This window comes from Aureimonas fodinaquatilis, assembly GCF_008369445.1.
GTDB lineage: Bacteria > Pseudomonadota > Alphaproteobacteria > Rhizobiales > Rhizobiaceae > Aureimonas > Aureimonas fodinaquatilis.
Map to the genome: position 1 here is coordinate 1,222,955 of NZ_VTWH01000001.1, position 14,046 is coordinate 1,237,000.

At 58.0% G+C, this 14,046-nt stretch carries 12 protein-coding genes; all 12 read left to right on the top strand.

What is annotated here, in order from left to right; genetic code table 11:
• Positions 1-69: 69 nt before the first annotated feature.
• The 12 genes from mraZ (at position 70) to murB (ending at position 13,826) form a co-directional block, all read left to right on the top strand.
• Positions 70-510: a division/cell wall cluster transcriptional repressor MraZ gene (gene mraZ / locus FPY71_RS05715; protein ID WP_149298413.1), complete on the top strand. Its 441-nt coding sequence runs from the start codon at positions 70-72 to the stop codon at positions 508-510.
• Positions 510-1,502 (top strand): 16S rRNA (cytosine(1402)-N(4))-methyltransferase RsmH, encoded by a 993-nt coding sequence (gene rsmH, locus FPY71_RS05720; protein WP_149298415.1) that lies wholly within the window; start codon positions 510-512, stop codon positions 1,500-1,502. Before mraZ ends, rsmH begins: the two co-directional genes overlap by 1 nt.
• On the top strand, positions 1,502-1,858 hold the full coding sequence (gene ftsL, locus FPY71_RS05725) for a cell division protein FtsL (RefSeq protein WP_149298417.1): 357 nt from the start codon (positions 1,502-1,504) through the stop codon (positions 1,856-1,858). Before rsmH ends, ftsL begins: the two co-directional genes overlap by 1 nt.
• The gene (locus FPY71_RS05730; protein WP_188052221.1) at positions 1,855-3,576 is read left to right on the top strand and encodes a peptidoglycan D,D-transpeptidase FtsI family protein; all 1,722 of its coding nucleotides are present in this window, start codon (positions 1,855-1,857) and stop codon (positions 3,574-3,576) included. The genes ftsL and FPY71_RS05730 overlap by 4 nt, the downstream gene beginning before the upstream one ends.
• Before the next feature lie 184 nt (positions 3,577-3,760).
• Positions 3,761-5,212: a UDP-N-acetylmuramoyl-L-alanyl-D-glutamate--2,6-diaminopimelate ligase gene (locus tag FPY71_RS05735; protein WP_149298418.1), complete on the top strand. Its 1,452-nt coding sequence runs from the start codon at positions 3,761-3,763 to the stop codon at positions 5,210-5,212.
• Positions 5,209-6,669: a UDP-N-acetylmuramoylalanyl-D-glutamyl-2,6-diaminopimelate--D-alanyl-D-alanine ligase gene (locus FPY71_RS05740; RefSeq protein WP_149298420.1), complete on the top strand. Its 1,461-nt coding sequence runs from the start codon at positions 5,209-5,211 to the stop codon at positions 6,667-6,669. The genes FPY71_RS05735 and FPY71_RS05740 overlap by 4 nt, the downstream gene beginning before the upstream one ends.
• Before the next feature lie 3 nt (positions 6,670-6,672).
• Positions 6,673-7,755: a phospho-N-acetylmuramoyl-pentapeptide-transferase gene (mraY, locus tag FPY71_RS05745; protein ID WP_149298422.1), complete on the top strand. Its 1,083-nt coding sequence runs from the start codon at positions 6,673-6,675 to the stop codon at positions 7,753-7,755.
• Between the two features lie 4 nt (positions 7,756-7,759).
• Positions 7,760-9,154 carry a UDP-N-acetylmuramoyl-L-alanine--D-glutamate ligase gene (gene murD, locus FPY71_RS05750; protein WP_149298424.1) on the top strand — a complete coding sequence of 465 codons (1,395 nt, stop codon included), beginning with the start codon at positions 7,760-7,762 and terminating at the stop codon, positions 9,152-9,154.
• A gap of 3 nt (positions 9,155-9,157) precedes the next feature.
• Positions 9,158-10,327, top strand: a complete 1,170-nt coding sequence (locus FPY71_RS05755) for an FtsW/RodA/SpoVE family cell cycle protein (RefSeq protein ID WP_149298426.1) — start codon at positions 9,158-9,160, stop codon at positions 10,325-10,327.
• Between the two features lie 4 nt (positions 10,328-10,331).
• Positions 10,332-11,435, top strand: coding sequence for an undecaprenyldiphospho-muramoylpentapeptide beta-N-acetylglucosaminyltransferase (murG, locus tag FPY71_RS05760; RefSeq protein ID WP_149298428.1), 1,104 nt, complete (start codon positions 10,332-10,334; stop codon positions 11,433-11,435).
• A 28-nt stretch (positions 11,436-11,463) separates the two neighbouring features.
• Positions 11,464-12,879 carry a UDP-N-acetylmuramate--L-alanine ligase gene (murC, locus tag FPY71_RS05765; protein WP_149298430.1) on the top strand — a complete coding sequence of 472 codons (1,416 nt, stop codon included), beginning with the start codon at positions 11,464-11,466 and terminating at the stop codon, positions 12,877-12,879.
• Positions 12,879-13,826, top strand: a complete 948-nt coding sequence (gene murB, locus FPY71_RS05770) for a UDP-N-acetylmuramate dehydrogenase (RefSeq protein WP_149298432.1) — start codon at positions 12,879-12,881, stop codon at positions 13,824-13,826. Before murC ends, murB begins: the two co-directional genes overlap by 1 nt.
• Positions 13,827-14,046: the final 220 nt, after the last annotated feature.

Here is a 14,046-nt window from a genome sequence, read left to right on the forward strand (position 1 = left end):
TGTTTTGCCGTAAATCGAACGGGGGTTTGAATGTCGCAAAATCGGTTGAAAGGGCGGGTGTAGCGCTTGATGAACCGGTTCCTGTCCAACGCCGTCAACAACATCGACTCGAAGGGGCGGGTGTCTGTGCCTGCAAGCTTCAGGCAGGTGCTGGCGGCTAAGGGCTTTGGCGAATTGTATGCGCTGCAATCGATCGGTCATCCGGCAATTGATGTGGGTGGCATGGATCTTCTGGAGCGGTATGAGGCGCGCATGGCGGCGGAGGACCCGTTTGGTGAAGCTTTTGCCGACATGTCGCTGTTTGCCTATGGCGACGGGGCGTTTTTGAAATTCGATGCCGAGGGGCGCATTACCGTGACGGATTTTATCCGCTCTCATACCGGCATTACTGACAAGGTGGTGTTTGTCGGTCGCAATGATTTCTTCCAGCTTTGGGAGCCGGAGCAGTTTGAGCAGCACCGGGCAGAGGCGCGTGCGCGCCTTCAGTCCATGCGGGCAGGCGGGCGCTGATGGCTGAGGAGCGGCATATTCCTGTATTGCTGCAAGGCGTCATGGAGGCGCTTTCCGTTGCGCCCGACGATCTTGTGGTGGATGGCACTTTCGGTGCCGGCGGTTACAGCAGGGCAATTGTCGAGGCTGGCGGGCGTGTTGTTGCTATCGATCAGGATCCTGCTGTCATAGCCGCCGCAGGCCCGATATTGCACGAGCTCGCCGGGCGCCTGCGCCTGGTTGAGGGTCGTTTTTCCGATATGCGGGCCATTGCGGCAGAGCCGGTTGATGCGGTTGTGCTGGATATCGGCGTTTCATCCATGCAGATTGACACGCCGGAGCGGGGCTTTTCTTTCCAGAAGGATGGCCCGCTGGATATGCGGATGGGCGCATCCGGGCCGACGGCGGCAGATGTCGTCAATCGGCTCAAGGCTGGCGACCTGGCGCGTGTTCTTTCATTCCTGGGCGAAGAGCGGCAGGCGGGGCGCATTGCCAGAGCTATTGAGGCGCGGCGTGCCGAGCGGCCATTTGAAACAACGCTTGATCTGGCAAATCTGGTTGGACGTGTTGTCGGGCGCAAGCCGCAGGACAAGATCGATCCGGCAACGCGGACATTTCAGGCGCTGCGCATCTACGTCAATGATGAACTGGGTGAACTGGCGCATGCGCTTTTGGCAGCCGAAGCAATGTTGAAGCCGGGCGGCCGACTGGTTGTCGTGACGTTTCATTCGCTGGAAGACCGGATTGTGAAGCGCTTTCTGCGCGATCGTTCGCAGGCTGCGTCCGGCTCCCGGCACATGCCCGACCTTGCGCAGGAAAGCGCGACTTTCGCCACACGCAACAAGGCGGAAACCGGTTCTCCGGAAGAAATTGCGCTGAACCCGCGTGCGCGTTCGGCCAAGTTGCGCTGGGCGGTTCGCACTGCGGCCCCTGCGCGAGCGGGAGATGATATGTCGAGCTTTTTTGATTTTCCCGCGCTTGCTGCGTTGCCGCAAACAGGAGTTGTACGCTGATGCTGAGGCCACTTGATATAGTGTTGGTTGCTGTAATGCTGGGCGCGGCCACCTGGACATTCAGCATCAAGCATGAGGCGGAAGCGGTTGAGGAAGCTCTGCGCGATGTGGACCGGCGCATAGGGCTGGAGCGGGACACGATTTCGCTGCTGGAGGCGGACTGGAGTCTGTTGAACCAGCCTTACCGGCTGCAGCGGCTGGCCAATGCTTTTTCGAGCGATCTTTCGCTTGTACCAATCACCCCGGAACAGATTGTCGGTCCTGAGGAACTGCCCTCGGAGCCTGTTCCGGTGATGCCTGAAGCCAATGACAGAAACGCTGGCCTGATCGCCAGAAACGGGAGTGTCGTACAATGATGGCATTCTGGAAAAAAGCCGCCAAGACAAAGCCGCCAGAGGATGTATCGCCGGCCGAGTGTCTGCGCCGCAGGCGCCGGGTCGAGCCGTTGCGCAACCGGCCACGTTTCGTTTTGGCAATCGGCATGTTCTGCGCCGTTTATGCGGTTATTGGCGGGCGGCTGCTGTTCTGGGGTGTTGCGCCAGATGAGGCGGCTGCCTACAGCGCTATGCGGCACGACGGATCTGCGCCGCGTCCCGATTTGATCGACCGCAATGGCGAAGTGCTGGCAACGGATATTCGCAGTGCCTCGCTGTTTGCCGAGCCGCGCAAGGTGGTTGATGCTGATGAGGCGACAGAGCTGCTGCTGAGTGTGCTTCCGGACATGAATCCGAAATTTCTGCACAATCGCCTTTCCGGCACCAGCGGCTTTGCTTGGTTGAAGCGTGACATCACGCCCGCACAAATGCAGGCCATTCACATGCTGGGTATTCCCGGTGTTGGCTTTCGCACCGAAAAGCGCCGTTTCTACCCTGGCGGCAACACTGCCTCGCATGTGGTTGGCCATGTCAATATCGACAATCAGGGCATTGCCGGCATGGAAAAATACGTCGATGACAGCGGTTATCGCGCGTTGCAAAATGCTGGTCTGGCTTTTGGCACGGACCTGGAGCCTGTTGAGTTGTCGCTGGATGTGCGTGTTCAGCATGTGGTGCGCGACGAGCTTGCAGCGGCCATGGAAAAATATCAGGCCATTGCAGCAGGATCGGTTATTCTGGACGTGGAAACGGGCGAAGTCGTTGCCATGGCGTCATTGCCTGATTACGACCCGAACAATCCTGTCGATGCGCTGAAAAAGGAAAATCTCAACCGCATGTCAGCGGGTACCTTCGAGATGGGGTCCACCTTCAAGGCATTCACAACCGCCATGGCGCTGGACAGCGGCAAAGTGCGCATTACGGATTCGTTTGACGCACGTGCGCCGATCCGTATCGGCGGCTTCACCATTTCAGACTATCGCGGAAAGAACCGGGTTCTGACTGTCCCGGAAATCTTCATGTATTCTTCCAACATTGGCACTGCACGTCAGGCAGATGCCGTGGGTGTGGCCGAGCACAAAAGCTTCCTGACCCGGCTGGGCCTGTTGAGCCGCATGCAGACAGAGTTGCCGGAAGTGGCGATGCCAACGCAGCCGCGTGAATGGAAGAAGATCAACTCCATTACCATTTCGTTCGGCCATGGTGTTTCCACAACGCCATTACAGACCGCCGTTGCGGCGGCGGCGCTGGTGAATGGCGGCTATTTGATTCCACCGACATTCCTGCCACGATCCAAGGCAGATGCAGATGCCATGAAAGTTCCGGTCATCAGCCAGCGCACGTCGGATGAAATGCGCTATTTGTTCCACCTGAATGGCGAGCAAGGCTCTGGCCGTTCCGCCAACGTGGCGGGCTATGACGTGGGTGGCAAAACCGGAACGGCTGAAAAGGTTGAGAATGGCCGTTACCAGCAAGGCAAGCGATTCAATGCCTATCTGGGCGCATTTCCGATGAGCAAGCCGCGCTATGTTGTGCTGGTGGTGCTGGACGAGCCACAGCGTGCGCCGGGGCAGCCTTTTGCCACCGCCGGTTGGAACGCTGCACCAACGGTGGCCAATATTGTGCGCCGTACAGCAACTTTTCTCGATGTACGGCCCAATTTCGGCGAAAAGAACCCGCAGCTTCTCGTGAGCTATTGATGGTGATTCCCGGCAGGCACAAGCCTGCCGGTTCTGCCGCCACCAACCGCGTTCGAATTTTCGACAAGACATGGCATTCCCGGTTGAAACGAAATCGCTTCAACAGCAGGACAGTGCGATAGAACAACAAGCAGCGCTTCAGGTGATCGAAGATCGCATGGAGCGCTCTAGTGGATGGTAGCCGATGAAGCTTTCCGACCTTTGCCAGAACCTGATTTCCGTGCCTGCCGGGGCAGAGAACCTGACCATAGGCGGTTTGACGGCAGATTCCAGAAAGGTCGTGCCTGGATTTCTGTTTGCCGCTTTGGCTGGAACGCGGGCCGATGGCAGCGCCTATATTGAAGAGGCCGTCAGCCGCGGCGCCATCGCAGTGTTAACGGCTGAAGGCGCAGATGTGTCGCCCGGCATTGTGCATATTCGGGCCAAAGACCCACGACATGTGCTGGCCATTATGGCGGCGCGTTTCCATGAACGCCAACCGCAGACCATTGTTGCCGTTACCGGCACCAGTGGCAAAACGTCAGTTGCGGCTTTTACCCGGCAGATATGGCAGACGGCAGGCAATGCCGCGGCTTCAATTGGCACAACCGGCGTGCGCAGTCCGACACGCGATGATTATGGCACGCTGACCACGCCCGATCCGGTGGATCTGGCGCTGTTGCTGCGCGAACTGGCAGATGAGGGTGTAACCCATGCTGCGATGGAAGCATCCAGCCACGGGCTGACACAAAGGCGGCTGGATGGGGTGCGGCTGGCGGCTGGCGGTTTTACCAATCTTGGCCGCGACCACATGGATTACCACCCCACGGTGGAACACTATTTCGAATCCAAGATGCGGCTGTTTGATACGCTGCTGCCAAAAACTGCGCCTGCGGTTGTTTTTGCCGACGATCAGTGGTCTGCGGCAGCGATCGATGCAGCTTCCCGCGCAGGGTTGAACGTGCACACCGTTGGCCGTAACGGCAATTTGCTGAAGTTGAAGCGGCTGGAGCATGAGCGTCACAGGCAAATTGGCGAGATCGAAGCCGAAGGGCGGCTCTTCCGAATTGTTCTGCCATTGGCCGGTGAATTTCAAATGGCCAATGCGCTGGTTGCAGCGGGCCTGGCCATTGCCAGCGGAACTCCGGTGCAAACAGCATTGGCTGCGCTTGAGCATTTGCAAGGTGCACCGGGACGGCTTGATCTGGCAGGCACCGCGCGTGGCGGCGTGCCAGTGTTTGTTGACTATGCACACAAACCGGAAGCACTGGAAAACGTGCTGGCGTCTGTGCGCCCGTTTACCACTGGCAAGGTCATTGTTGTGTTTGGTTGCGGCGGGGACAGAGACAAGCTGAAACGGCCTATTATGGGCGAAATTGCTACGAGGCTGGCTGACGTGGTGATTGTGACAGATGACAATCCGCGCTCGGAAGTGGCAGAGGTTATTCGCGCAGAAATTCTTGCGGCGGCGCCGGGGGCTTTGGAAATTGGCGATCGTCGCACCGCCATCCGGCAGGCAGTTGCCGCCGCAGAGGCAGGGGATACAGTTATTGTTGCTGGCAAAGGCCACGAGATTGGCCAGACCATAGGCACTCAGACCCAGCATTTCAGCGATATCGAGGAAGTGCGCGCCGCAATTTCGGAGATTGGTCAATGACAGAACCGCTATGGACGGGCGAGGCGATTCTGGCAGCAACGGGCGGCCGTCCGATCGGCAATATGCCTGAATCCATAACGGGTGTTTCCATTGACACCCGCACGGTCAAACCAGGCGAGGCATTTTTTGCCATCAAGGGTGAGCGGTTCGACGGCCATGACTTTTTAAGCGCGGCAGTTGCCAGCGGCGCATCACTGCTGGTTGTGTCGGAAAAGCGTTTGCCGGCGCTGGCGCGTTTTTCCATTCCGTTGCTGGTGGTGGATGATGTGCTCAAGGCAATGGAGCGGCTGGCTGTCGTAGCGCGCATGCGCACCCGTGCCAATGTCATTGCCATTACTGGCAGCGTAGGCAAAACCACCACCAAGGAAGCTTTGCGTCATGCGCTTGCCGCCTGCGGCACCGTGCATGCTTCGGCGGCCTCCTTTAACAATCACTGGGGTGTGCCGCTGTCACTTGCCCGGCTGCCGGAAGATACAGATTTTGCAATTTTTGAAATTGGCATGAACCATCCGGGCGAAATTCGCCCGCTGGTCAAGCTGGTTCAGCCGCATGTGGCCATTGTTACGTTGATTGCGCCAGCGCATCTGGGGCATTTTCGCGATCTTCAGGAAATTGCAGAGGCAAAGGGCGAAATTTTTGAAGGACTTGCCGCCGGTGGTGCTGCCATCGTCAATGCCGATGACCCGTTTGGCCCGCACCTTGCCAATATGGCGCGGGCGGCAGGGGCAATGCGGATAACCAGTTTTGGCGAGGCCGCAACTGCAGAATACCGGCTGATGCGCTACCAGAAACTGGATGGCGGCAGCAGCATGGAAGCGCGCATTGACGGCGTGAATGTGGATGTGCGGCTGGCTTCTGCCGGGCGGCACCTTGCACAAAATGTGCTTGCAGTGCTTGGCGCTGTTGATCTGGTGGGAGGCGATCTTGCCAGGGCAGCCGCTGCCCTGGCTGGCTGGAGAGCTGGAAAAGGGCGGGGCGCCCGCCATGATGCGGCTTTGCCGGATGGGGGCAGCTTCCAGGTGATCGACGAAAGCTACAACGCCAATCCTGCATCCATGCGCGCTTCAATTGCGGTATTGGCAAGCACGGAGCCGGGCCCTGGCGGGCGGCGTGTCGCCGTTATGGGTGATATGCTGGAGCTGGGCGAACATGCCGATCAGTTGCATGGAGAGCTTGCACAGCCGCTGGCAGAAGCGGCTGTGGATGCCGTGTTTCTTGTCGGTCCAGCCATTCGCGTGCTTGCAGATGCGCTGCAGGGGCAGATTGCCTGTCAATGGTTTGGCTCTGTTCAAGAGCTTCAGGCAAGGCTGAAAGAGTACTTGAAAGCAGGTGATGTTGTGATGCTGAAAGCGTCCAACGGAATCGGCCTTGCAAGGGTGGTAGAGGGGTTAGTTGTTGCCAATGGACATGCGGATGAAGTTGCAACCCCTGAAACATCTGCCCAGCCTGCGGGGTAAGTCATGCTGACCTATCTTGCAAATCTGGCGGATGATGCTCAGATCTTCAACGTCTTTCGCTACATAACTTTTCGCACCGGCGCGGCGATGATCACCTCCTTCATCGTCGTTTTTCTGTTTGGTCCTTCCATCATTGCCATGCTGCGTCTGCGGCAGGGTCGTGGTCAGCCCATTCGGGCAGATGGACCGCAAACACATTTCAAAAAAGCCGGCACGCCCACTATGGGTGGCCTGATGATCCTTTCAGGCGTAGTCGTGGCCACGCTGCTCTGGGCAGATCTTGCCAATCTCTATGTCTGGGCAGTGCTTCTGGTCACGCTGGGCTTTGGTGCCATAGGCTTTTATGACGATTACCTGAAAGTCACGAAGCAGAGCCATAAAGGGTTTTCCGGGCGCTCGCGTCTGGCACTGGAGTTTGTGATTGCCGGTCTGGCTTCGGCCATCATCGTCTATGCCGGAACGGATGGTCTGGCGACGTCTGTTCCAATGCCGTTTTTCAAACAATTTCTGCTGGATCTGGGTATTTTTTACATTGGTTTTGCGGCTTTTGTCATGGTTGGCTCCGGCAATGCGGTTAACCTGACAGACGGGCTGGATGGGCTGGCGATTGTGCCGATCATGATTGCCGCCGCGGCGCTGGGGCTGATTGCCTATGTTGCCGGTAACGTCAACTTCGCCAACTATCTGCAGATACATTTCGTGCTGGGCACGGGTGAACTGGCAGTGCTCTGCGGTGCGGTGATTGGCGCAGGACTGGGCTTTCTTTGGTTCAACGCGCCGCCGGCGGCTATCTTTATGGGTGATACGGGGTCGCTGGCGCTTGGCGGCTTGACCGGTGCGGTCGCGGTGGCAACAAAGCACGAGCTGGTGCTGGCCATTATTGGCGGTTTGTTCGTGATCGAGGCTCTCTCGGTGATTATCCAGGTTGCCAGTTTCAAGCTGACCGGCAAGCGCGTTTTTCTCATGGCGCCTATCCATCACCATTTTGAAAAGCTTGGCTGGACGGAAAGTCAGGTCGTGGTCCGGTTCTGGATCATCGCTTTCATGCTGGCCTTTGTTGGTCTTTCAACCCTGAAGCTGCGGTAACTGTATGATAGCAGCGCGCACATTCGCAGGGCAGGCAGTCGCCCTTTTTGGTTTGGGCGGCTCTGGCATGGCAACTGCTCAGGCCCTGGTTGCCGGCGGCGCAAATCTTGTGGCCTTTGATGATAACCCGGCCAGCGTTGAAGCGGCGGCGATTGCGGGAATTCCGACGGGGGATCTGCGCAATCTGGATTGGCAAGGGCTGGCGGCACTGGTGCTTTCACCGGGCGTGCCGTTGACACATCCGCAGCCGCACTGGTCAGCGGCGCTGGCAAATGAAGCGGCCGTGCCAATCATTGGTGATGTGGAAATTTTCTCGCGGGAGCGGCAGGTGGCTGCGCCCGTTTCGCCCTTCATCGCGATAACCGGAACCAATGGCAAATCCACCACCACGGCGCTGATTGCCCATTGTTTGAAAGTCAGCGGGCGTGACACGCAACTTGGCGGCAATATCGGCGTTCCGGTCTTGACCCTCGATGCGCCGTCTGTGGACAAATTCTACGTGGTTGAGTGCTCCTCTTACCAGATTGATCTTGCCCCATCGCTTGCGCCGTCTGTTGGTGTGCTTCTGAACCTTTCTCCCGATCATCTGGATCGGCATGGCTCCATGCAGCACTATGCTGACGTCAAGGAGCGGTTGCTGCAGCACGCCGGTGTGGCCGTGATTGGTGTCGATGACGAATTTTGCCGGGGAATTGCAGCGCGGCTTGAAAGCAATGGCCGCAAAGTTTTGCGAATCTCACGCGCGGAGCTGCCGGATGACGGTTTCGGCTTTGATGGTCAGGCGGTGATCGGCCAAAGCGAGGGGCGGCAGACTGTCCGTTTTGATCTGACGGGCATTGGCTCTCTGCGCGGCAGGCACAATGGACAAAACGCTGCAGCAGCCATTGCGACCTTGTTTGCTGTTGGCCTGAGTGAAGGCGAGATTGCCGCCGGGCTGACCAGTTTTCCGGGGCTGGTGCACCGCATGGAGCAGGTGGGACTGGTGAACAAGGTTTTGTTCATCAATGATTCCAAGGCCACCAATGCCGATGCAGCGGCGCCAGCGCTGGCCAGTTTCAAACGCCTGCACTGGATTGCCGGCGGGGTGCCGAAGGCTGGCGGAATTGAAACGCTGGAGCCGCTGTTCGGCCACGTTGCCAAGGCCTATCTGATTGGCGAAGCTGCAGATGACTTTGCCAGGACTCTTGGTAAACGAATTCCTTACGAAATTTCCGGTACACTGGAGAAGGCCGTCGCAAGCGCTGCGCGTGACGCCGCCAATACCGGGCAGGACGAGGTGGTTTTACTGTCTCCGGCTTGCGCCAGTTTTGACCAGTTTCGTAACTTCGAAGTTCGGGGAGACGCGTTCCGCCTGGCGGTAACGCGAATTCCGGGAGTTCAGCTTTTCGCCAAAGGGTGAGCCATGGCCGTCAGTCGTGCACAAAAAGGCCTGATCGCAGACTGGTGGTGGTCCATTGACCGCTGGTTGCTGGCTGCATTTCTGATGCTGATGATTGGCGGCATGATGCTGTCTTTCGCGGCAAGCCCACCGGTGGCCGAGCGAATTGGTCTGGACTCATTTCACTTTGTCAAACGCCATGCCGTGTTTCTGGTGCCATGTATTGCCATTATGCTGGGCACGTCGCTGCTGACACCGCATGGCATTCGCCGTGTGTCGTTCTTCATGCTGGGCGCTTCGCTGGTCGTTATGGTGCTGGCGCTGTTTTTTGGCATGGAGGTCAAGGGTGCACGGCGCTGGATGTATTTCGGCCCGTTTGGCGTGCAGCCGTCTGAATTCATGAAGCCGGCCTTTGTGGTGGTGTGCGCATGGCTGTTTGCCGAACGCGCCAGAAGACCGGAAGTGCCGGGCAATTTGCTGTCCTTCATTCTGCTTCTGGTGGTGGCGGCCCTGCTTGTGGCCCAGCCGGATCTGGGCCAGACCATTCTGACCGCTGGTGCATGGGGTGGTCTTTTCTTCATGGCCGGCTTGCCGTGGATCTGGATTGTCATGCTGGGTTCAATCGCCGTTGTCGGCTTTCTCGGCGCCTATCTGTCATTTTCCCACGTGGCCAGCCGCATAGACCGCTTTCTGACGGGTGAGGGTGACACGTTCCAGACAGACACTGCGCGGGAAGCGATCATGCGCGGCGGCTGGTTCGGGCAAGGCCCCGGTGAAGGAACGGTCAAGCGCATTCTGCCGGACAGCCATACCGACTTTGCTTTCGCCGTCATTGCTGAAGAATTCGGCATCATAACCTGCATGCTTCTTTCGGCAATTTTCTGCTTCATCGTCATTCGCGGCCTGCAGGTGGCATTTGCGCAGCGCGATGTTTTTGCCCGTCTGGCAATCTCGGGCCTGGTCATGCTGTTTGGCATGCAGTCCATCATCAACATGGCGGTGAACCTTCAGCTCATGCCAGCCAAGGGCATGACCTTGCCGTTCATTTCCTATGGCGGCTCATCCATGCTGGCAGTGGCTATTTCTGCCGGGTTTGTGCTGGCATTGACCCGCAAACGGGCCGAAAATTCCTCGCAGATCGATAGGTTGAAAAATCGCACAATGGCGCTTGGCGGCGCCTATGGTGCGCGGTAACCCCATGGCAAAGCGTGTTTTGATAGCCGCAGGCGGCACTGGCGGACATTTGTTTCCGGCCCAGGCGCTGGCGCATGAACTGCAAAAGCGTGGAGCAGATGTGCATCTGGCAACAGATGACCGTGCAGGCCGGTTCACCGGAAATTTCCCCGCAAGCGCCGTGCATCTTGTGCCTTCGGCCACATTCGGCTCTCGTCAGCCTGTGGCCATGCTGCGTTCGTTGTGGACATTGTGGCGGGGCTTTCGCACATCCAGCGCTTTGCTGCGCCAGTTGAAGCCCGATGTTACAATCGGCTTTGGCGGATACCCCACCGTGCCGCCGATGATGGCAGCAACGCAGGCCGGATGGCCGACACTGATTCACGAACAAAACGCTGTCATGGGGCGGGCAAACCGCTTTCTGGCGCGCCGGGTGATGAAAATTGCTGCCGGTATGGCGCAGGACAATCCTGTCGCGGAAATTGCCGGCAAGATTGTTGTTACCGGCAATCCGGTGCGCCCGCCAGTCTTGGAAGCGGCAACCATTCCCTATACCGCCAGCCGTAAAGGCGAGCCGTTCAATCTGGTGGTGTTCGGCGGAAGTCAGGGTGCCAGTTTCTTTTCCCAGGCCATACCGGAGGCCATTGCGCTATTGCCGGATGAGCTGGTTGCCCGATTGCGGGTTACGCAGCAGGCGCGGGCGGATGACGAAGCGGCAGTTCGGGCCTTCTATGCAGAAAAGGGCATTCCGGCAGAAGTTTCACCATTCTTTGCCGACATGGCGCAAAGAATTGCCAAGGCACATCTGGTGATCAGCCGCTCCGGCGCGTCAACCGTTTCCGAAATTGCGGTGATTGGCCGCCCGGCCATTCTGGTGCCTTACCCCTATGCGCTGGACCATGATCAGGCTGCCAATGCCGCCCGGTTGGAAGCGCAGGGCGGGGCCATCGTTGCACGGCAGGCTGAGTTGCCGCCATCGCGGCTGGCAGAGCTGATTGCAGAGATTGCCAACAATGCCGCCACAGCTGAAACCATGGCCGCTGCTGCGCGCGCAACCGGTATTCATAATGCGGCAGAGTTGCTTGCCGATCTGGTAGAGGCTATGCCCGCCCGCAAGGCCATCAGGTAATTTTGACTTTCACAAGGATAAACCGCTCATGAAAATGCCGCCAAATATCGGTCCGGTGCACTTTATCGGCATAGGCGGCATTGGCATGAGCGGCATTGCCGAGGTGCTGGTCAACCTGGGCTATACGGTGCAGGGCTCGGACCAGAGCGAAAACGCCAATGTGCAACGTCTGCGTGAAAAAGGTGTGACAGTGCATGTTGGTCATGACGCCGCCAATCTTGGCAAGGCCGAGGTGGTTGTGGTTTCCACCGCCATTCGCCGCAGCAATCCGGAACTGGCGGCAGCACGCGAGCGATTTTTGCCAATTGTTCGCCGCGCAGAAATGCTGGCCGAACTGATGCGGTTCCGGCAGGCCATTGCCATTGGCGGCACTCATGGCAAAACCACCACCACATCCATGGTGGCGACGCTTCTGGATGCAGGCGGCATGGACCCGACAGTGGTGAATGGCGGCATTATCAACGCTTATGGCACCAACGCCCGCATGGGTGATGGTGAATGGATGGTGGTAGAGGCGGACGAATCCGACGGCACATTTTTGAAGCTGCCTGCCGATGTCGCGGTCGTGACCAATATCGACCCGGAGCATCTGGATCATTACGGCACATTTGACAAAGTGCGGGAAGCCTTTCGCAATTTTGTTGAGAACGTGCCGTTTTACGGCTTTGCCGTCATGTGTCTTGACCATCCGGAAGTGCAGAAGATGGTGTCGGAAATTGAAGACCGGCGCGTCATCACCTATGGCGAAAACCTGCAGGCCGATGCGCGCTTTCACAATGTGCGGGTGAATGGGCCGCGCTCGGTTTTTGATGTGACCATTCGTGATCGTGTGACGGGCGTTGTCACCGAGTTGAAAGATCTGGTGCTGCCGATGCCGGGGCGGCACAATGTGTCCAACGCCACTGCCGCCATCGCCACCGCACACCGAATTGGCATTTCCACAGAGGCGATCTTGCGCGGTCTTGCTTCCTTTGGCGGCGTCAAACGTCGCTTCACCCACACCGGCCAGGTCAATGGTGTGGATATTTTTGATGATTACGGTCATCATCCGGTCGAAATCCGCGCAGTGCTTTCCGCCGCACGCTCGGCAGCCAGTGGCCGGGTAATCGCCGTCATGCAGCCGCACCGTTACACCCGGCTGCAAAGCCTGTTCAACGATTTTGCCGCTTGTTTCAACGATGCCGATACGGTGATTTTAACCCCGGTTTATGCTGCCGGTGAAGAGCCGATTGAAGGTATCAATTCCGACAGTCTGCTGGAGCGGTTGAAACTGGGCGGTCACCGGCATTCGCAATTGGTGACGGGGCCAGGTGAAATTGCACCACTGGTTGCGAAAATTGCTGAACCCGGAGACATGGTTGTGTTTCTGGGTGCAGGCTCTATCACCCAATGGGCCTATGCGCTGCCCGACGAATTGCGCGCATTGTCGCAGAAGTCTGCGTGATGGACGGGTCCGGGTTGCTGAACGGGATTGCGCTGCCACCCTTGCGTGGCAAGCTGACCCCAGACGCGCCAATGGACAAGATTACGTGGTTTCGCACTGGCGGCTGTGCCGAATTGCTGTTTCAACCGGCTGATGAAGACGATCTGGCAGCGCTGCTTGCGGCGCTTCCGATGGAAATTCCAGTCACAATTGTTGGCATCGGCTCCAATCTGATGGTGCGAGATGGCGGCATAAAAGGCGTGGTCATCCGCCTTCCACCCAAGGGCTTCGGGGCGGTAGAGCTTCTGCCGGATGGTCAATTGCAGGTTGGCGCAGGCGCTTCGGACAAGCGGGTGGCAGCCGTCGCACTTGAAGCGGGCCTGGGCGGATTTCATTTCCTGCATGGCATTCCCGGCTCGATAGGGGGTGCTCTGCGTATGAATGCCGGGGCCAATGGCGTGGAAATGGCTGAACGCTTTGTTTCTGCAAGGGCGGTGGACCGGCGGGGCGTCGTGCATCAATTGAACGCTGAGGCGATGGCATACCGGTATCGTCACTCAGGTGCACCGGATGACTTGATTTTTACACAATGCGTTCTGCAAGGGCCGACAGACAGTGCCGCTTCGATAAAAGCCGCAATGGATGCAGTGCAGCATCACCGTGAAACGGCCCAGCCGGTGCGTGAAAAAACTGGCGGCTCGACCTTCAAAAACCCGGATGGAACGTCAGCCTGGAAAGAGGTTGACCGGGCGGGATGCCGCGGCTTTCGAATTGGTGATGCGCTGATGTCCCAGATGCACTGCAACTTCATGATCAATGCCGGGAACGCCAGCGGTCATGACCTTGAGCTGTTGGGCGAAACGGTTCGCCGTCGTGTTTTCGAAACGTCCGGAATTTTGCTGGAATGGGAAATTCAACGCATTGGCGCATTCGAGCCGGGGCGGGAAGTTGCGCCGTTCATCCCCTAAGGGCATTTCCGGTGAAACTGACCTGACGCATCGGCAGACCAATGCGGCGAAATGAACTGCCGGTCTGCCGTGGAGCGCCATTCGATCACCTGAAACTATCCAGGGTAGTTTTGGTGAATTGGTAAACGCATTCTTTTCAAATTCACTTACGATTTTCTTTCCAACTGCCGCTGAGATTAACCACCGCTTAACCATCACGGAAGCATGAATGGTTTGTGTA

What these genes read in the sequence shown, in the direction of transcription:
- mraZ (WP_149298413.1), top strand. Translation starts at nt 70, where the DNA reads ATGAACCGGTTCCTGTCCAACGCCGTCAACAACATCGACTCGAAGGGG.
- rsmH (WP_149298415.1), top strand. Translation starts at nt 510, where the DNA reads ATGGCTGAGGAGCGGCATATTCCTGTATTGCTGCAAGGCGTCATGGAG.
- ftsL (WP_149298417.1), top strand. Translation starts at nt 1,502, where the DNA reads ATGCTGAGGCCACTTGATATAGTGTTGGTTGCTGTAATGCTGGGCGCG.
- FPY71_RS05730 (WP_188052221.1), top strand. Translation starts at nt 1,855, where the DNA reads ATGATGGCATTCTGGAAAAAAGCCGCCAAGACAAAGCCGCCAGAGGAT.
- FPY71_RS05735 (WP_149298418.1), top strand. Translation starts at nt 3,761, where the DNA reads ATGAAGCTTTCCGACCTTTGCCAGAACCTGATTTCCGTGCCTGCCGGG.
- FPY71_RS05740 (WP_149298420.1), top strand. Translation starts at nt 5,209, where the DNA reads ATGACAGAACCGCTATGGACGGGCGAGGCGATTCTGGCAGCAACGGGC.
- mraY (WP_149298422.1), top strand. Translation starts at nt 6,673, where the DNA reads ATGCTGACCTATCTTGCAAATCTGGCGGATGATGCTCAGATCTTCAAC.
- murD (WP_149298424.1), top strand. Translation starts at nt 7,760, where the DNA reads ATGATAGCAGCGCGCACATTCGCAGGGCAGGCAGTCGCCCTTTTTGGT.
- FPY71_RS05755 (WP_149298426.1), top strand. Translation starts at nt 9,158, where the DNA reads ATGGCCGTCAGTCGTGCACAAAAAGGCCTGATCGCAGACTGGTGGTGG.
- murG (WP_149298428.1), top strand. Translation starts at nt 10,332, where the DNA reads ATGGCAAAGCGTGTTTTGATAGCCGCAGGCGGCACTGGCGGACATTTG.
- murC (WP_149298430.1), top strand. Translation starts at nt 11,464, where the DNA reads ATGAAAATGCCGCCAAATATCGGTCCGGTGCACTTTATCGGCATAGGC.
- murB (WP_149298432.1), top strand. Translation starts at nt 12,879, where the DNA reads ATGGACGGGTCCGGGTTGCTGAACGGGATTGCGCTGCCACCCTTGCGT.